This is a genomic window from Bradyrhizobium australiense, assembly GCF_013114825.1.
Lineage (GTDB): Bacteria > Pseudomonadota > Alphaproteobacteria > Rhizobiales > Xanthobacteraceae > Bradyrhizobium > Bradyrhizobium australiense.
On sequence record NZ_JAAVLX010000004.1, the window covers coordinates 587,485 to 605,633 of the forward strand.

The 18,149-nt window shown below is 55.7% G+C and carries 18 protein-coding genes; 5 read left to right on the forward strand and 13 right to left on the reverse strand.

Annotated features, from left to right (window positions below; genetic code table 11):
- Window positions 1-352: 352 nt before the first annotated feature.
- From HCN58_RS14925 to HCN58_RS14975, 11 genes are all read right to left on the reverse strand, one after another.
- Complete coding sequence (locus HCN58_RS14925) at window positions 353-808, reverse strand: DUF2441 domain-containing protein (protein ID WP_171580111.1); 456 nt, start codon at window positions 806-808, stop codon at window positions 353-355.
- A gap of 446 nt (window positions 809-1,254) precedes the next feature.
- Entirely contained in the window at window positions 1,255-1,527 is a 273-nt protein-coding gene (locus HCN58_RS14930) for a hypothetical protein (RefSeq protein ID WP_171580112.1), read from the reverse strand.
- A gap of 58 nt (window positions 1,528-1,585) precedes the next feature.
- Window positions 1,586-2,248, reverse strand: a complete 663-nt coding sequence (locus tag HCN58_RS14935; protein WP_171580113.1) for a hypothetical protein — start codon at window positions 2,246-2,248, stop codon at window positions 1,586-1,588.
- Complete coding sequence (locus tag HCN58_RS14940; protein ID WP_311966815.1) at window positions 2,178-2,825, reverse strand: thermonuclease family protein; 648 nt, start codon at window positions 2,823-2,825, stop codon at window positions 2,178-2,180. The genes HCN58_RS14935 and HCN58_RS14940 overlap by 71 nt, the downstream gene beginning before the upstream one ends.
- A complete protein-coding gene (locus tag HCN58_RS14945) occupies window positions 2,807-3,553 on the reverse strand; it encodes a tetratricopeptide repeat protein (protein WP_171580114.1) in 747 nt (248 codons plus the stop codon). Before HCN58_RS14945 ends, HCN58_RS14940 begins: the two co-directional genes overlap by 19 nt.
- A gap of 635 nt (window positions 3,554-4,188) precedes the next feature.
- Window positions 4,189-4,962 carry a hypothetical protein gene (locus HCN58_RS14950; RefSeq protein WP_171580115.1) on the reverse strand — a complete coding sequence of 258 codons (774 nt, stop codon included), beginning with the start codon at window positions 4,960-4,962 and terminating at the stop codon, window positions 4,189-4,191.
- Window positions 4,963-5,461: 499 nt separating this feature from the next.
- Window positions 5,462-7,183, reverse strand: coding sequence for a recombinase family protein (locus HCN58_RS14955; RefSeq protein WP_171580116.1), 1,722 nt, complete (start codon window positions 7,181-7,183; stop codon window positions 5,462-5,464).
- A gap of 84 nt (window positions 7,184-7,267) precedes the next feature.
- A complete protein-coding gene (locus HCN58_RS14960) occupies window positions 7,268-7,465 on the reverse strand; it encodes a hypothetical protein (protein WP_171580117.1) in 198 nt (65 codons plus the stop codon).
- A gap of 29 nt (window positions 7,466-7,494) precedes the next feature.
- Entirely contained in the window at window positions 7,495-7,845 is a 351-nt protein-coding gene (locus HCN58_RS14965; protein WP_171580118.1) for a hypothetical protein, read from the reverse strand.
- A gap of 68 nt (window positions 7,846-7,913) precedes the next feature.
- Entirely contained in the window at window positions 7,914-8,060 is a 147-nt protein-coding gene (locus tag HCN58_RS14970) for a hypothetical protein (RefSeq protein WP_171580119.1), read from the reverse strand.
- Window positions 8,057-8,284, reverse strand: coding sequence for a hypothetical protein (locus tag HCN58_RS14975; RefSeq protein ID WP_311966816.1), 228 nt, complete (start codon window positions 8,282-8,284; stop codon window positions 8,057-8,059). The genes HCN58_RS14970 and HCN58_RS14975 overlap by 4 nt, the downstream gene beginning before the upstream one ends.
- A gap of 458 nt (window positions 8,285-8,742) precedes the next feature.
- Here HCN58_RS14975 and HCN58_RS14980 point away from each other — a divergent pair, with 458 nt between their 5' ends.
- The 4 genes from HCN58_RS14980 to ligD all read left to right on the forward strand — a co-directional run bounded on the left by HCN58_RS14980 (window position 8,743) and on the right by ligD (window position 13,418).
- A complete protein-coding gene (locus HCN58_RS14980; protein ID WP_171580121.1) occupies window positions 8,743-9,624 on the forward strand; it encodes an SMODS domain-containing nucleotidyltransferase in 882 nt (293 codons plus the stop codon).
- Window positions 9,617-10,285: an SLATT domain-containing protein gene (locus HCN58_RS14985; RefSeq protein ID WP_171580122.1), complete on the forward strand. Its 669-nt coding sequence runs from the start codon at window positions 9,617-9,619 to the stop codon at window positions 10,283-10,285. The genes HCN58_RS14980 and HCN58_RS14985 overlap by 8 nt, the downstream gene beginning before the upstream one ends.
- 253 nt (window positions 10,286-10,538) lie before the next feature.
- Window positions 10,539-11,297, forward strand: coding sequence for a hypothetical protein (locus HCN58_RS14990; protein WP_171580123.1), 759 nt, complete (start codon window positions 10,539-10,541; stop codon window positions 11,295-11,297).
- Window positions 11,298-12,533: 1,236 nt separating this feature from the next.
- On the forward strand, window positions 12,534-13,418 hold the full coding sequence (gene ligD / locus HCN58_RS14995; protein ID WP_171580124.1) for a non-homologous end-joining DNA ligase: 885 nt from the start codon (window positions 12,534-12,536) through the stop codon (window positions 13,416-13,418).
- A 357-nt stretch (window positions 13,419-13,775) separates the two neighbouring features.
- On the opposite strand, the gene HCN58_RS15000 is transcribed toward ligD, so the two are convergent.
- The gene (locus HCN58_RS15000; protein WP_171580125.1) at window positions 13,776-14,954 is read right to left on the reverse strand and encodes a phage exclusion protein Lit family protein; all 1,179 of its coding nucleotides are present in this window, start codon (window positions 14,952-14,954) and stop codon (window positions 13,776-13,778) included.
- Between the two features lie 1,639 nt (window positions 14,955-16,593).
- Window positions 16,594-17,256 carry an SOS response-associated peptidase gene (locus HCN58_RS15005; RefSeq protein WP_171580126.1) on the reverse strand — a complete coding sequence of 221 codons (663 nt, stop codon included), beginning with the start codon at window positions 17,254-17,256 and terminating at the stop codon, window positions 16,594-16,596.
- 431 nt (window positions 17,257-17,687) lie between these two features.
- On the opposite strand from HCN58_RS15005, the gene HCN58_RS15010 reads away from it, so the two are divergent.
- Window positions 17,688-18,113 (forward strand): hypothetical protein, encoded by a 426-nt coding sequence (locus tag HCN58_RS15010; protein ID WP_171580127.1) that lies wholly within the window; start codon window positions 17,688-17,690, stop codon window positions 18,111-18,113.
- Window positions 18,114-18,149: the final 36 nt, after the last annotated feature.

Below are 18,149 nucleotides of genomic sequence, written 5' to 3' on the forward strand. Positions count from 1 at the left end.
GTCACTTTGAGCACTAAAGCTCAGGAGACGCTCGGCACTCCTTTAGGCATTGGGTGTGGGTGATGATGGAGAAGGTCCGCACTATCCCTCTGAGCCGAACTCAGCGATTGCTCTTCGAGGAAGGCTTGAGGGCGGACCTAGAGCTGCATTAGTGGAAGCGTAAGAAATCGGCGCAAGTTAGTGAGGGGTGCCGGGGCCGAATACGTCCGAGATAAAATCGATTCCAATTACCTCAATGCTGCAGCGGAAGGGGTGTCCTCCTATCTGCATTGAAATTACTACGACTTTTAGAGCTCTAGCTATTCTCCACGCGCCACTCCACGAGAGTGCTCGAAAACGTGGGTGGCGGGCCTCAGAGCCCGATGGCTGTTACTTTGGCCTCGCCCACGAATAACGTCTCCCATTGCGGGCTCTCGCCCGCCTCGCCCCGCCAGTAGTTTCGAGCCCGTTCCCGCGTGACCGAAAGTGGTTCGCTGTCGCCGAGCAAGAGACTGGCGTCCACACGGTGAATTGTACCCGTGCAGGTCAACTCGCAAATCGTACTGCCAGGCCCGACAAGCTGTTTCCAGTACCGAGCCTCTTCGACCGTTTCGCAGGCAAATAGGCAGCGCTGGCGCGATGGCGGTTCGCCCTTGAACTCTGCCAGCCTGATCTCTTCCATGATTAGCTCACGGCAAAGCATCACGTAGTGCTGAGCGACTTCGGCTGCGACCGTCGGCAAGGTCGGGCAGTTGATGTTTCCGGCTTGCACCTGTTTCAAGAACTTCACCGCGGGGACTTGTACGGTGCTGCCGTTTTCGACCGTCACGGGGTAAGTGCGCGAGCCCTCGTAAAAGCCAAAGAACGGCGTGAAGCCCTCGCCGATCTTGTGATCTGGGCGAGCCCCAACGCTTGCTTGTATGGTTTTGTTTCGGTGAGGTGAAACAGTTTTCGACCGCTAACCCGCTCAACCACTGCCTACGGCTCCCCCGTCTCAAATCCCGTCGCGATCTAACTCATGAGATTACCGAATTCCGCCACAAGTGCCAGCGCAAATGCGGGATGCTCAAAAGCTTCCGCTGCGATCACTGCGAAGAAGAGTTCGCACCAGAAGAGCTGGTCATTCTTGCGCCACCGGCTGGCCACGGCGAGCTGATCTGCGAGCGGTGCATAGAGATCAGCCTTCGTCGGGCCATCGCGGAGCTACCGCGTGAGAATTGATGCCTGCCTGCACAAACCGAATGCGCGACCACAACGACAAGGCGTGACCGGCGTTTACGCGCTCTTTGCCTTTCGGTGAAAGTCGCCCCACACATCTTCGAGCGCTGGAACGTCCGCGCTGCACAGCGTGTTGCTGTACAACGGATCGTCATTTGACTTCCCTTTGGCGGCTTCGCGAAGAAGCGCCTCGTCCACGGGCTTTTTGATCAAGCGCAACGCGGCCGCACGATACAAACACGCGTCATCGTCTGGTACATCCTTAGAGGCTATGTACAGATAGTAGGCGACGGCCTTTTCGAGCGTCCGGGCCAATTTACGGTCAATCATTTCGTTCCTTCCTTGGTTAGCTGGTCGAATCGCCTCACCACCCGCGCGCCAACCTGAGTCACCTTGATCGCCACCCGGGCACACATCGCGGGAGCACCTTTGATTTGTTCTCTCTGTAGGCGCGATCATCATCACGGGCGCGGGCAATCCGAAGAGCCGCTTCCATATCCATAGTTGCCTGAAAGTCGTTGCATAGCAGACTTTGGACCTCAGCTCGCGCCGAGTAAGCCGCGTGGTTTTCACGATCGTACGAGATCGCGGCATTGTAGCTGCTAAGCTCGGCCTTCGCATAGTTGAGCGCCTTCTCTGAGCTGCCATCTGACTCTTTTAGTCTAGCCAACGAGAGATATTGCCCTAGCCTATTATAGCTATGGGACATCTGCCTCGGCCACACTTGACGCCCAATCGCTGAGAGTTTGCCGGAGGAGAACTCCGCCTTCATGTTCTCGAGCGTGATTCTTATTTGCGCGCGAGTGTACTCGGCAGCTCGATCAAAGTCGTCCAGCTCGGACCATGCGAACGCAATTTCTGAATAAATGCCAGGAAAAATGGCTTTCGACAGTTTGCCGTTCTCCATAAGTGCTAAGCACCGCTCGATTTTTGCTTTCGGCGCTTTGATACTCTGGCAGCGATCTACATATACTTTGTAGTCATCTGCCACTGCGGTCGACGCGAATACTGGCAAAAGCAGCGCGATTTCTATAACGCGACAGCCACGCATCACCTCTCCCTCCGCAACTAACCACAATGCGCTTTTGGTGGATGGTCATTCGCATCGTCCGAGCAGTCACCAGGCTTTCCGCCTTGATTGATGCAAGCGCGGTACAGCCAAGGCGCGACGTAGCTCGCCGCCCATATGCCACGCCCGGCGTGCTCGGCTTCACACTGTGCTCTTCGTACTGCCCTTTGGAGTATTTAGGCCAGTCCAGCGCGAGCCCGTTCCGCACAAGCCACGCGCCCAAATCGATCGCCTCCACTGAGCACGTTGCGACGGTGCGCCCATAGACATCACGCCCAACCGCCTCACAGCTAACCGCCCTCCCCGCTATGAAGGCGTCCAGTTCGTTCGCCGCGTTCGCTCCGCAACGATAAGGCAAGCTGTCCTCACCCCGGCAGAGCTGCGAGCTTTCAGGCGCGTCAATGCCCCATAGCCGAATGCGCGTGCCGTGAAATTCGAGCGTGTCGCCGTTAACGATACTGGCCTGTCCGTCGATTGCGGCGCAAGGGCTTATGCTGCATGAGGCGATCAGCGCAAGGGTAGCCACGAGATTCCTCAAGCTCAACGTGTCGGCTTCCATTCACGCGCGAGCTTCTGCGCCTCAGCTATTTGCGCCGTTGTCATCTTTGCGGCCAATTCATCGCGTCGCTTTATGATGTCGTTGCGCATGTCCGCGTATTTGACCCGTGGGGCAGCGACGTTTAGGAGCTTGTGTGCTTCAACGTAGTCTTGCGGAACTCCGATGCCATCCGTGTAGGCCGCCGCTAGCGTTACTAACGAGTCGAAGTCGCCTTGATCGGCGCCTCTTTGAAACCAAGCGATAGCTTCAGGCAAATTACCGGTGACGCCTGAGTTGGGCCCTGTCGGGTCGAAGGTTGCATCACCAATTGGGTAGTTCATGACACCAAGACTGAATTGCGCGACAGCACTGCCTTTTTTCGCTGCCTTCTCAACAAGAGCGTACACATTCGGTGCCAGGGGCTGGCCGCGATACATGAATCGCCAATTTCGGCCAATATGGCTCAGCGAAGCCACTGCATCTTGATCTCCCGCGTCGGCTGCTTTGCCGTACCAATTCGCAGCCTCAAGCCAGTCACGTTTTACGCAATAGCCGATGCTGTTGAAGTAACCTAATCTTGAGAATGCCTGCACAACGGTCTGCGCGGCAAGCTCCCGGTATATCCGAAGCGCGGTTGGACAGTCGTCGCGGCGTTCCGCTGCGGTGGCCTCTTCGAGCGTCAGTGCGTCGGCCGACGACGCGAAGCTCATCCACAGACCGATATAAAAGACGACCGCCCAAGCGCGCATTTTTGCTTCCCCCTCACCTTGACTTGTTTAGAACATAGTGAGAACTTTGCATAGCCTCTTGCGTGTATGGGATTGAGGGATGCCTGCCGCTGCCGCCCCAACACTTCAGTCAGACGCGCAAGCGCTAGAAGCTGCCGCCGATCAAGCAATCGCAGCTTGCGGCGGTGACGCCCGCGAAGCCGTGAAGGCGGCTGTTGATTGCGAACGAATTTCTTGAGCGGGAGATGGAAGCGCAGGTTTCGCGCGGGTACATTCGCGGCGTGAAGCACGGCAGATTCAACACCTATTCCGGTTAGCAGGCGGCTCAATGGGCTGAGCTGCTGCTCCTGCAGTTGCAGAATCAAGAGCTAGCGTTGCTTCGACGCCTGCTTAGCACGACGAGGCATATCCTTGTTTGGCGGGCTTATGGCAATCGTGCGGAAGCCACGAACAGCGTACCTCGACCGTAGGCAGGGTTCGACTATCGATCCTCATCTCTCATTGCTTCAAGGATTTTGGACCGCGAGATCAACATCGTGATGGTGTTGCCCAGAGAGCTTGTGCATTGAGATTACTTAGCGGCCCGGCTTAGTGGGAGCGTGTTGCGCCGTGCTTACGTAATCCATGTAGCAAAAATGGCCACCGCATAAGGTGCGTTAGCGGAGTGGCTGGAATGCTGGAAGCGACTGGAGCAATAGCTTCTGATTGTTTCCCAGGGCAGCCCCGAACCCTCCACCGCCTGTGACTACCTTTTTAGTCTCCCCTTTTTCGGTCACCACTGTGTTTACGACCGCACCAGGAGCGAATGATACAATGAGTTTGTGAGTGTCGATACGCTCGGCGGCGGCAATCGGCCCCGCACCGATAAAGTGCTTAAGAGTCCAAGTTGGCCCTCCCGAAATGTTCTTAGTCAGAACGAACTGAATAGTTTGTCCGACGGCCTCTTTTTCCGCGAACTTGACCCGGTCTTGTCCGTCAAACGAATGGGCAGCTATGTAAAGCGTCTCCTCAATTCCGAGGTCGCCCGCAAGATCATACTGCGAAACGACCTTGTCGCAGGAATTCCCATTCAGATTCGCCATCTCGAACGTAATGGATTCATTGTAGACCCTTTGACGTGCGCGCTTCACCGTGCCTGAGGCACCTATGGTCCACTGGGTTCCTGCTTCGGCCAGCGGTGCGACATACGTCAGAGATGGCGTGAAGCCACCACTATCATCGACCTGAAGGTAGAGATCGGCAGCTCCAACCCATCGGCCGGTGCGAAGCCTAGGATTGTGAAGTGTGCCCCGGTAGGCTTCACACTGGATGCGATCGATTATGTTTGCAACGGTGACCGGACTTCGGATGTCCAGCTCTGGAACCCCGGCACACGCAGACAAAGCAATAGCACTCACGGCCAAAAGGCCGATTGGAAAAAGCTTCGACATGAAATTTCCCCCTGCAGCGGGTAGTATTTTTCCCTGGGGACAACCTTCAGACAAGGGCAAAAATGCAACAGTTCGGCAAACTCGCAGGCGCATGCGGGCACGTTCCCGACTGCGCACGATATGCCCTCAGGGCGAACTTGGCGCTCCTTTCGTCGAGCCAGCTCCGCTTGCAGGTATCGACCACCAATCCTCACCACTGCTTGGGGGAATGGCTTAAAGTCGGGGCTCTGGCGAGGCTCCAGGTACCTCGGATACGACCAGTCGCACCCATATAGACGTTGGATCAAGATCAGCGACCGCATGATGCCGCTCCTTGATGGCCCGAGCCGCACCCCTGGACAGGTTATCAACCATCTAAACATCATCACATTGCTTGTCGGAAGGCCTTGAGTCGCTGCTCTGGGCTCTAGCCTTCAGGTAACCACCTTGAGCGCATGGCTTGAGCTTCGGCCTTGAGGTGACGTTGATGGTGATTGAGGCGAAGCATGGAGCAATGGCTTTAGGCCCGCGCCGTTCGGCTCTCGCGTACGTGACCCCTAAAGTTGGGCCGGTCTTTCAGCGCAGTGCGCGACCGTTCTTGTTTTTTGAGCTGGCTTGGTTTCTTTTGCTTGTTCTGTGGCGTTGGCTTGGCTGGCGCGACATGGCCGGACGATATGAACCTCGCTTTGACCTCTGCGATCAGTTCATCCAAGGTCTCGACGCGAACCGCCCTGTGACGGGCCAAAGAAGCATCCGAAAGCGTCAGATATGGCTTGGCATTGTCTGATTTGGGCACGATCACATAGTCTTGGATTAGCTTGTTGGCATCGTTCAGTCGCGGGACAATAAACAGCTCTGATCGCATCTTCCTCAGATGGGCTCGCCATTGTGATGTGCGGCTTGCGCTCTTCCTTGGCGGTTGCCGCGCCACGCGAAATGAGATGATGTTGCGCGTTCCGTTCAGTGCCAGGCTTGGACCGTCCTCTCTAAGATGCAGTTGAAGTCCAAGTTCGGTCCTTAGCGCCTCCGCGACCTGCGCCGCCAGTTTTGACAATACATCGGCCCAATGCTGCCGCGCATCATACCAAGCGCAGTCCCGTGAGGCCTTATAGCCAATGAGCGCATAGGCTTTTCTTATCGAGCCAAAATGCTTGACGTAACATTGGGGAGAAGGAAGTCCGGCCGTATTGCGGATGATGCCATCGCTAAGCTTTCCCTTGCGAGCGAGCGTAAGTCGCAGCCGGCGCAACATTTCGTCTTCTGGGATGGAGATATATTGCTCAGCCATGATTTTTTGGGCACGTGCGAAGAGGTCTTGGTCGATCATCGGGTCAACCGCCGCCGCGCTCCGAACCCACAGGTGTTGAGGATTGTTTACCAGCTTCTGTCCAAGGCGGCGGGATGTACGGTTGTAGACCAGATTCCCGACATAGTTCTCGTTCTTGAGAATCGCCTGGATCATGATGTCGGTCCAAGGACGCCCATGATGATTGGCCACGTTCACTCGATTGAGCTGTCGTGCAATCTCAACGTACGTTTTCCGCTCGACAACGAATTGCTGAAAGATCCATCTGACGACCGCGACTTCTTCTTCAGACCCTAGCCGGAGCCGCACACGGTCCGTTTTCAGAGCCTTGCATTCCCCCGTCGCCAACTTACCTTTCGAACGTTGCTTCTCATCGACCATCTCCCTGTGGAGTCCGAACGTGAGCGGGCCACCCACGCGATAGCCGAGGCCCGCTATCCGGCAGTGACCGGCGTGCACCTTCACGCCAAGCTCTCGGCTATACTCAGCCGCCATGACACGCTTGATGTTCTTTACGATGCTCGACAGCAGGCTTCCATCGTTGTCGAACTGTTCAGCGCAATAGGCAACCTTGATGCCGTTGCGCTTGCAGATAAACTCGTAATGTGCGCTCTCATCAACATCCTGGAACCGTCCCCACCGGCTGACATCGTAAACCAGCACGTGATCAAAATCCGTGTTTCCTGATTGAACATCCTCGATCAATTCGATCAGGCCCGCCCGCCCGTTGATCCTGACTCCGCTGCGTCCTTCGTCGACGTACGTCCGAACGATGGTGAGGTTCCGTTGCTGAGCGTACGCTGCGATGGCCGCAGCCTGGTTCTGTATCGAATAGCGCTGCAGGTCGGTGGACATTCGAACGTACTGAGCCGCGCGAAGTGCCTTCTGGGTCTTTGCCAGTTGCGTATTGCGGCGGATGACAAGCGCATTGACCATGAGCTTTACTCCCGATCGGTCTGCTCGCAGGCCATCCCATCTCTGAACCGACCTCGGTGCAAGGGCTGTCTTTTGGGTGCGGTTCTAATTCGCTTGCGGGTGGATTAGCTGATAGATCGGGTACCACCACCGCTGCGGGTCAAACTGGCGGTTTCGGTTGACGATGCCGTCATAAGCAGAGTTGAGCAGGCAGAAGAAAAGGGTCATCGCGAAGAACACGGCAAAGCCGTCTATGGCTTGGCGGATGTCGGGCCTGACCTTAGCCCGAAGTTGCTTTAGCATTTCACAGCCCCGGCGGCCGATGCAGTTCATTAGTTGCAGTAGGTGTGCACCCGTCCCATGCCAACGTTCATCGATTGGCATCTGGTTGGCGGGGCAATAGGTTGCAGCATTGGGGTGCTGGGGGCCGAAGTGATCGTGTTATCTACGACGATCGGTCGAGACATCATCGCTGCGTTGTCGGAGTCGTCACGCGCTTTTTGTTGAGCAATGCGGCATTGAATGTAGATATCTGTTCCAGGCTTCGCGCCGTAGCCTTTGCAGACTTCGTCGTCCTTGGCTGCGAATTCGGCTTTCTTGGCGGCAATCTCCGCCTCCGACATACCAAGGCATCCGGTCAGCGCAACCGCCAGAACCAGCAACAGCAATCTTGCAGCGTGCATTTTCGATTCCCCAATCCCCTTGCTTGTAGTGTGGCACAGGGGACTGGGGAATGTCCAAGGTGAGGCGGCTATTCCAGAACCTCGTACTCAAAGGCCACGCCCTCCGGGTCGTTCTCCTCGAACCATTTCTCCGCGGCATCTTGGTTTGCGAACACCTTGATGTGCTCGGCATCGCCAACCTGCTTGCTAGTGTTGACGTAGACAAAAACAGTCATTGGTCTCTCTTCAGCTTTCGCTTGCCCCAATGATGACTTTTGCGATCGGGATTAAAAACCCGTTCGACGTGACGGTTCAACGCTCGCATTACGCCGATTCGGGCCAACATCGTCGGGCCGCCGCTTTCAACAACGAGGATTAGCGCCTCCATCGCTGCCTGCCATTCCGGCGCGGAATGTTCAGCCTCGGGCAGCTTCGCGATGTAACTGGCGGCATCCCTCAAGGTGAGGAGGCGCCGGCCACTCGGAAGCGGTATTGGATCCTCAAATGAGGCGGACCACAATCAGGGGACGTGATCCTTCCTGCTACCACCAATGCTGTACGGCTTGTTGAGGAAGTATTCGCGGTTGCCCAGCGCGATTTGCGCCTACTGATCGATGGCGACCGTAATGGCCTGGACGTGCTAGACCGTCTATTTTGTCCATCCTCTGCAGCAGCGCTTCAGCGGAAGTCGTTGAGATTCCTGCTTTTTGGCGCTGCAGGATTTGCTTGCGCTGGCGGCCCAACTGGACGCGCATGTGCTCGATTTCATTGCGGATGTGATCAAGTCCATGGCCCACTGACGGTGAGCCGCTGTTAGCACAAATCAGGAACATTGAGTCAAGGCGGGATAAGTCTCTTCAGCCCTTGGTTGCGCCCCAACCGACGCTATACTTCCGAGGTTCATCATCCGGTTTCATCATGCCATTTACGGTCCCTGAGAGCTTCGCCAAGCTCCGGTCCAACCTAGAGATAACCTTCCCCCAGGCGACGACGGTTTCGACGCGTCAGCAAGGTGTACGCGCAACGATTGCCGACGGCTTCAAGATCATTGAGGACTTCCTCACTGGGTCCTACATCCGCTCCACGATGATTTCACCGCTCAAAGAAGCGGACGTGGATATCTTCGTCGCGCTCGATCCCTCTTATTATCGGCACTACAACGGACAAAATGGCGGGCAGCGCGGTCTGCTCGACTACATGAGGCGCACGCTCCTCAAGACCTACACTTCCACGCCAGACATCTCACGCAACGGCCAGGCCGTGACTATTCGCTTCAGCGACTTCGTCGTGGACGTGGTGGTGGGCTTCCAGCGTCTTGGCGGCGGCTACATCATTGCTAACGCCAATAACAACCAGTGGCTTGAAACCGACCCCAAAAAGCACGTCGAGATAATGGCGACGGCGAACAAGGCTCACAAAGGAAACCTCGTGCCGATCATCAAGATGCTGAAGAGCTGGAATAAGAGCCACAGCTATTTGCTCCGCTCATTCCACATCGAGGTATTAGCACTAGAGGTCTTCCAAAACGTCACGATCACGGATTATCCCTCGGGGATTCGTTTCTTCTTCGACCGAGCGCAGGCCAGGGTCACAGAACAGAATCTCGACCCGGCAGGATTCGGCGATGACATCGGCAGATATTTGAACTCACAAGAAAAAGTTCACGAAGTCATCGACCGGCTTCAGACTGGCTTCAAGCAAGCTGTAAAGGCCGAGAAATATGCCGCCGCCGGAGACCCGATAAGCGCTATTGCCCAGTGGAGAAAGATCATGCCCAATCACTTCCCCGCTTATGGCTGAGTCCACTGGCGAGCGGCCCGCCTCACTGGCCCATAGCAAGATCATCGACGAAGCTAAGCGCCTGGAGGAGTCCACCCTCTATTCCATGAAGGGTCACCACTGCGCAGCAGCCCGGTGGAGGAAGGGCCACCTTTGGCTCGGTTTGCCCTCAGTCGTTATTTCAGGCCTCGTTGGCGCCACAGCTTTCACTAAGCTGGCAGAGCAGCAGCCTTGGATAGGATACCTCGCTGGCGCCTTGGCAATCTTCGTTGCCATACTCTCGGGCGTCACGACCTTCCTAAATCCAAACGACCGGGAGGCCGCACACCTGTCCGTCGCCCACGGCTACGACAAGCTCAACAATGATGCTCGATTCTTTCACTCGATTGTATGCTGGCAAGGGGAGTCTGAAGAATTTTTGACCGCCAGGCTCCGGACGCTAATCGATGAAAAGGACAAGTTGAACGCCAACAGTCCGCAGATTCCGGATTGGGCCTACAAAAAGGCAAGGAAGGGCATCGACGCAGGAGAGACGAAATTCGAAGTCGACAAAGAAGAGCCACCCCCGCCTACCCCATCAAAGCCTCATGGCGCACCCGATGTGTTGCCACCAAGATCCCCGCCGGCACCTCGCGGACCTTTTAGATCGGGTATTCGACTCAAGCCAACCAACAAAAGCTAATCGACTCTCATGTGCTTCGGCCAGAGCACGAGCTCAACGACTAGCTTCATGACATCGGCTTCGCCAGGTCCTTTGAGTTGGTCGCAGACCACGGCTCCGACACGCCTTCCAGATTTCCTCGAATTGTTCATCCCGCACGTCGCGCGGGTTGAGTGAAGCTTGAGGCGGTAGGGGTATATATCAGGTGGCAAGCACCAAATTTACACTCCGACCCATTCATGGCTTACTGAGACCATGTGGAGGGCAGCAGGCTATGTCTTTCGATCTAGATTTTGTTGAGACTTTTCAGTGGTTTTCCTTCCTAGGATTCATGGCGCTCTCCATTGCCGTCCTGGCAAGAGACCACGCCCACCAGATCGCGATCATTTGGTACATCAACACATTGTTCTTCGTTTTCTTCGTATGCATCGGCTTCGCTGCAGAAAGCAGCAACGTCCGCCTGACCGAGGTATGCGGGTCATATGAAGACACGTGCAAGCACATCTACAAGATGCTCATCAGTCTCGATGATGAGGTCAATCTCCTTCTTTTTGGTCTCGCACTTGCGATCGTTCCTCAGCTGCTGACCTACGTTTTCGGAATCCTCTCCGGCTCAGCCGCGACGCCCCGCTACGTCTCATTGGCTGGAAAAATCGCTTTTTGGAGCTGGATAAAATTCATTGCTGGCCTCGCCGGGATTTCCAGTGCCGCCCCCTTTGCGACATGGCTTGCGGGCAAACCGGTTAGCGTCGAAAGCCTCTTCGCCGGGATAATTTACATATCCTTCGCGTTTGTATTTGCCGCGATCTATGTCCTTCTCACCGAAAGGATTCCGGCGGTTATTAAGGCATGGTCTGGCAAAGTTGGAGATTTCGCAAATCGGTTTGTCACCCGCATCCACAAGTTCGCCACTAGGAATTTACCGGCGACACCTGAGCCCCATCCGCACAGCCTGACCAGGCAAGCCCTAATACAGTTTCTGAAATCAGATGCAGTATACGATTATGTCGTGCAGGATAAACCAAAGGCATAAAATGTTTTACCAGTGCGAATCTCTCGGTAGCAGCAGCAACGAGGTATATCGGCGTGTATGACTTTGGAAGGTCGCCTTAACCAGACACTTGCAATATGCTGACGACTCGCCCGCTTCATGCGGGCTTTTTATTGATACAAACTTTCCGACGCGGGCTTCGCCACTCCCTGAACATCTTAAAGCTTTCTACTGACGCGAATGGCGATCGACGACGTACGCCCTTCTTGTGGCGGCAGCTTAAGGTCACGATGTGGCAGAACGACGCTCGGAGCCTTGGCCTCGCGACGATGGCGCGTCCAGTGAGATGGGTGGAATTGGACTAGCTCTAGCCTTCGATGGAGACGTTTCTCTCGAAGAGCCGTAATGGCCATTGAGCCATGGCGCCAACACCAGATCAGGTTTCCCCGTTCGGCCCTCGATATTTGACCTCGGCTTTGGCGGCTTCGAGGGTTTGTCCCTGCCAAATGTTCCTTCCTGAGCTTTGTAAGGTAACACCCTTGGACAGGTTATCGACCACCAACATCATCACAGGGCTTGATGGCTGGGCATCAAGTTACTGCTTCCTGTCCCTCGCCTCTAGGTCGCCAGCGCTAGACCACGGCACGAGGTATCTGTGGATTGCAATGGTGGTGATGCTTGCGATGGTCCATCGAGCCCTAATGTGAGGCAAGAAAGATCAGGGTGAGGCATTGAGCCCTGACCTAGCCCTTTTGCCCGCGTAACCCTTGTAGTTGATCCGGTGTGAGGTGATCGGGCTTCTAGGTCACTTGGAGCACTAGGGGCAAGTGGTCCCTGCTGGCAGCCTAGCCTTCGCCCTTGGGCAATTGAGGATGAGTGGGGAGAAGCATCAACGTCTGTATCAGTACTCTAAGCCGGGGCTCTACCGGTTAGTGCTTTAGGGCGACCTGGAGCTTGCATTAGTGGAAGCGAAAGAAATCGAGTCAATTCGCTTCGTGGATCACTGGCGCGTACTCATTGACGCGTATGTCGGTTTTTGGACGCGAAGCAGAAATCATAAGCTCGATTCGGAGCCTTACCGGTTGTGCGCTAGAACGCCCCCAGAGTGGATGGTCGATGTCCTTCCGAAGCCATTTTTATAGTAGCGGTAGTGACATGAGTGATCACGTCCCCTGATTGTTCGGGAATTTCAGGAAGTAAGTAAAATGCTCGCCGTCGCCCTCCAAGGTGCGGCGGGCCTTTATTTTGTGAGTTTCCCGAGTGTCAAAGCGGACCGAGATGCCGGGGTTCATTAAGCCCCAGCTTGCCACCCCGAAGCCCAAGGCGCCAAAGGGCGACCAATGGCTTCATGAAATCAAGTTCGACGGCTACCGCTTGCAAGTTCACGTAAACAGCGGTCAGAAGAAGGTGTACACCCGCACCGGGCTGGACTGGACTAAGCGCTTCTCCACAATCGCTGGCGCTCTCGACATTCCCGGCCAAGCAATCATCGATGGAGAAGTGGTTGTAGTCCACGAGGGCCGCGCCAACTTTTCCGAACTTCAAGCCGAACTGGCCGCAGGCAGACAGGATCGACTGGTTTTCTACGCATTCGATCTTCTCTGGCGCAACGGAGACCTTCGAGGGCTGCCGCAGATCGAACGCAAACAACTCTTGTTAGACCTGCTCGGCGAAAATGACATCGAACTGCCCGTACTGTTTTCCGAACATCTCGTCGGAGACGGTCAGAAGATGTTTGAGCATGCCGCGAAGCTGAATTGGGAGGGCATTATCTCTAAGCGGGCGGACGCCCCGTATCGGTCGGAGCGAAATGAGAACTGGCTGAAGATCAAGGCGGTTCACAAGGGCAAGTTTCCGGTCATCGGGTTCGTCAAAGACCCTAGCGGCGTCGCGGCGCTCTATCTCGGCAAGAAGGAAGGCAACGAACTAGTTTACCTTGGCAAGGTCGGGACAGGCTGGTCGCGCACTGTATCAAGCCAGATCAGGAAGCAACTCGACACGGTGGTTAGCCCGAAGTCGAAACTTACTAGATCGATCAGGAAGCCGAAGGCGACATGGGTAGAACCGAAATTCTTTGCCGACGTTGAGTACCGAGACATCACATCGGAAGGCTTACTGCGTGCCAGTTCGTTCAAAGGACTTTCTCGGAAAGATCAATCCTGATTGCCTCACCTGTTTCGGATTGGGATGGGTATGCGAAAATCATCCCAAGCGGGCTTGGAGCGACGAGCTGGGTTGCCAGTGTGGGGCGGGCATGCCGTGCGAGTGCGTCAGTGCTGACGGGCTTGAGGAGCCCGACATCAGTCAAGTTATCGAAGCCCCGCCAACGCGCCATTAATGTCGCCTTTTGAATGTCCAGCGGAAGTGGCGCAGACCAGCCCACGACTTCGCCTTTGACCCATATCGGACCCGTTGACCCCAGAGACCACGATCCGTTTTCTGCACCGGATCATTGGCTCTCGGATTGGTTGCGGAGCTTGGCTTGGCGGCAACGAACAGTGTCGCACCTGATCCCGCTGCTCAGAAGTCTATTCTATCTTGTCTTACCTCGCCGCGCAGACCAGGGAGGTATAGAGAGCCGTAAAACGTCAAAAGATCCTGCCGGCCGCTACGTGAGAGAAATTGCAGCAGAACGTCTCGATATTGCGTCAGTACGTCTGTTACTTGATCAGGTGTGTCCAATCTAGTCGGCATCTGAGACTTGAGATTCTCAAGACGTTTGATAGGGGACGGATGGGTGCTGGAAACTGAGAACATCTTGACCTCAGATCGAGCCGCCCCCACAAGCTCAAAAAAATGTAAATAAGCAAACACGTTAAAAGCAGCTACCGCTAGGGCCTCGCGTTGTTTCTTGGAGGTTACATTCTTGATGGCATGTAAGTCAGCCGCGTACTCTTCCTCGTGAGCATATGTCCGAAACTCTGCATCTTGAACCGAGGCACTCGGAGAATTGGAAGCAAGGTGTCCCAGCAGAAGGTGCGCTAGCTCGTGGCCGAATGTGAACTCGATCATTGCGTCTACAAACTGACGGATACGAGCTTCCGTTCGAGGAGGGAGAAATCCTCGAGGATCGATATCAAAGTCGAGCGCCTCGCTTCCGTTCATGATGCGAACTGCAATGCATCCGGCTAGGATCTGATCACTGAGTTCAATGCCATGCTTCTCCCCGTGAATGCAAATTGTCATGAAATAATAGAACTCTCTCAGTGCTTCTGACAGGATGATTACGTCACCTAAGAGTGTTCTGACGCAAATGGCGTTTGCTTCGTCAACTGGCGCGAACCCAAATGGGACCGACATCGCGATATGGCGGTCGCGACGCGGGAGTAAACGGATGTAACGTTTGGCCGGTGCATTAAAGCGATGATAGTAACTCGTAAGGGTCCATTCACGACCACCAGCCTCGAATAGCTTTCGGCGTGCAGACATCACCCTGGTCATGCGCGCTGAATCGGCGATGGCATTTGCTCTAACGCGAAGCAAACAATCATTAGCGCTCTTGAGTGCTCGCAGCCTCAAAATCTCGGTCTTCGAACAAAAAGGCACGAAGAGTCCTTCTTCAAAACTGAGGTCCTCATCTTTCGGACCGAAGTCGGTTATGTAAAAAGATCCATCCTCACCATCAAGAATTACGCCATCGGCGGCCCGGCGGGCTCCTGGGAACATTGCAAGGGCTTGCCGTATTTTTTGTTCGTCCATTTGAAATCCGCAATAAACGGAGAAAACGCCTCAAACACTTTGTATGGAGACCATGTTGAGTTCAAGCACGGCCACGCGCTCAAAAGCCGGAGCGGGCCGCGGCAATCGCCCTGGCGTGATGCCGCTAAGTAACCCTTGAAACTTCCGGCTTTTGCGCATGGCCGGTCCAAAACCTAATCGCGATGGGTAATCAAGCCACTTACACCGCAATTAGCTGTTGTCTGGTGTTGGCCCTGAGCCGTCCAATCGCACGACAATTCGAGCGTCGGCTGTCAGACGGACACCGGAAGTGGGGCAATCCGCGTACACGAGGGCAGAGTTTGACCCGAAGCGGGCATGCCAACCGCACCGACCAAGGTCGTTGAAAATGACGGACCCTGTCCACTTTAAAGGCATTGGGTCAAGGGAGGAACCGGAAACATCCGGCGATGCAGTTCACCCTGCCCTGTGGCCCGGTAAGGTCCCGCTGAGATGACGCCGCAACTTGTACGATCCCGATCGAGGTAATGAAAAAAAAGCGATACTGGATCGGCGCCGCCCAGCTACGTGATCCCAGAGTCGTTTGAACCATGCCAAATGGACCGCCACTCCCCTACTGTGGGCGCGATGCGTAGAGCGCACATAGCGTGGACGCAACGTGCTGGTCTTTCTAACGGAGGGAACGAGATCCTTAACCTCTTGGCTCACATGCACGACGGGGGGATCCTCGATATCCTTCGGGCGGACGATGCCATCAGCGCGTGGTTCGTTGTTATGACTATCCCTCTCTGGTTCGCCGCGCTGATCCTGCACAGATACGATGTGTGACGCCTCCTGAACTGGATTGCGTTCATCTGGTTCGGGCCGGGCGCGCTCCTGCTGGGTTACAGGAGCGGGCACCTGTGACCTCGCGACCGAGCTTGCAGTCTGCACGTTAGGCCTGGGATGCAGACAACGACGCGCCGTTTCGATTTCGGCATCGCTGGCGCCGTGACTTCGTGCCCACTTCTCAGCGGCTGCTTCCGAGTATGGCGACATAGAAACGTACAACGGCGCAGGAGACACCAGCCGTGGCAGTCTGGCTGAGCGCAATCAATGCTGCAAAAGCCAGGATTGCTCGTCTCATCATCGCGATCCCCCGTGACACTAACGCAGCAACTTCAAACGCCTCTCTTGATTCCGCTCGCCACCGGTCTTGGGATGAAGGTGTGCGGACCACACTTGTCAGGAAAAAGTGGCACCCATCCAGCTCCGCCGTCCAGTCATCGGTGGGGAGCACAGGCGAAAAATTCGGTCCGAACGTTTACAGATTATCTATAGAAACGCATCAAATGATGCATTGGTTTTGCGCGAGTGATTTCTACAAAGATTCATTCGAACAAACGCTAAAGTTTAACAACCCTTCTCCCAGAAGCGTCTTGCAATTTATTTCGATATTTCGGCGGCGCCGTCGTCGACATGGCCACTGAAGAACGCTGACCGCTCGCTCGAAGCGTTACGTGTCTGCTTCTGGCCCTCAGCCGACGTACCGTACTGTCTGGCAGATGTCCGTTAATTGCCTCCAAAGCGGACCTGACTTCTGTACGCGTCAACGTTGGTGCTTGAGACAAGCGAGGATCATCCAGAGCCGCAACGCTAGAAATAATTGCTCGTGGCGTATTCATGCGGCGGCCTTGTCTTCCTTATCAGCACCGCGGGCGACGATCCTAATGGCGTCATCGGACAATGGCCGCTGGAGAGCCTTAGCCTCATCCCAGGACGCGCGCATCCAGACGTCGCGCTCCTCGACGCTCAACAGGATCACCGGCATAGCTTTCGGATGGATCGGTTCGACAATGGCGTTCGGCGATGTCGTAAGAAATCCGTAGACGTTATGCGGACCGGGGACCGGCTTCGATTTGGTACCACGATCGCCCTTGAACTCGGTCCAGATGCCAGCGAAGCAGGTTAGTGGGCGATCGTCATTGATTGCGAACCAGACGACGTCCTTTTTCTTAGTCTCGGGGTTCGGCTCGGGCGCATACTCCGCGAAGCTGTTGAACGGCACGAGGCAACGGTTTTCCGGCTTCAGCCAGCCCCTCCAATGCGGCGAGGAGGTGTTGCGGATATTGGTCACCGGCGGTCCGCCCGTCCGCGGCGGTGGCGGCATGCCCCAGCGCATCAGGACGAGTTCGCGCTCGGCCCCGACCTTGCGCACGACCGGTGCAAGATAATCGGGAAACACGCCCGGCATCGGCGGCAGATTACCAACATAGCGGTTCATCACGCGGAATAGCGCGCGGATGGCTTCCTGGTTTGTGGTGATGCTGTAGAGATTGCACATTTATCGAGAGCCGCCGCTCCGCTAGTCTCCGCTACCATGCAAGTCTTTCAGCTTCCGCATGTAGTAGCCCTGCCTTTGAAGCGATGACCTAATCTCCTCGCTGACTTTGATAACCCGTTTCTTGCTCTTGCGCCATTTTCCCGGCAGCGCAATAGACGGTATCGGAGATCCCTTCCTCACAACGAGCAGATCACGTCTGGTGTTCAAATACACATCCATATGCCTGTCTCCCAAAACGACTGAGCTTATCGCTTGTGAGCAGAGCACGGGTTACCCAAAGGCAACACCGATCTAGTGTTGTGCGCCCTCCCAATTTACCGCTGGTAAGAAGCGCAGCGTAGCGCTTGACCAAGCTAAAGCGGCACAGGCCCAATAAGCAGCTAGGTCTCGTGGATTGCGCAGGGGCTTTGATGGCGCTGTAATTGCCACCGATGAGCACCAAGAAGCGCGAAGTGATCTGGGGCGGTCGGATCATGGGTGCGGATATGCGCGCCGAAATGGCCCGCCAAAACGCTAGGAAGGCGGCCCGTGCGGCAGACCGAGCCGAGGCAGAAGCGTGGTCGGTCCGCATGGAAGGCTACGGCGGCCCGGCCCAGCCGTCACCAACGATATGCCAATGCCTGAACGGAGGCTACGGCTGGCTGGAGATCGAATGCTGCCGATGCAAGACAAGGGCAAGCTTGCCGTTGGATGCTATCCGCAGGGCTCGTGATACGCCGATCTGGAAGCTAGAACCGTCCTTCCGATGCCGGTCCTGCGGCACGCGCCGTTACAAGCCGCCGGTTCGGATGATCAAGTTGACCGAGCAGCGGGAGATTACGCCGTACAAATGGGTGCATCCTGATGAGGAGCGGTAGTCCTCGATTGTAGCCCTCAGCCTCGTCTTATGCGAA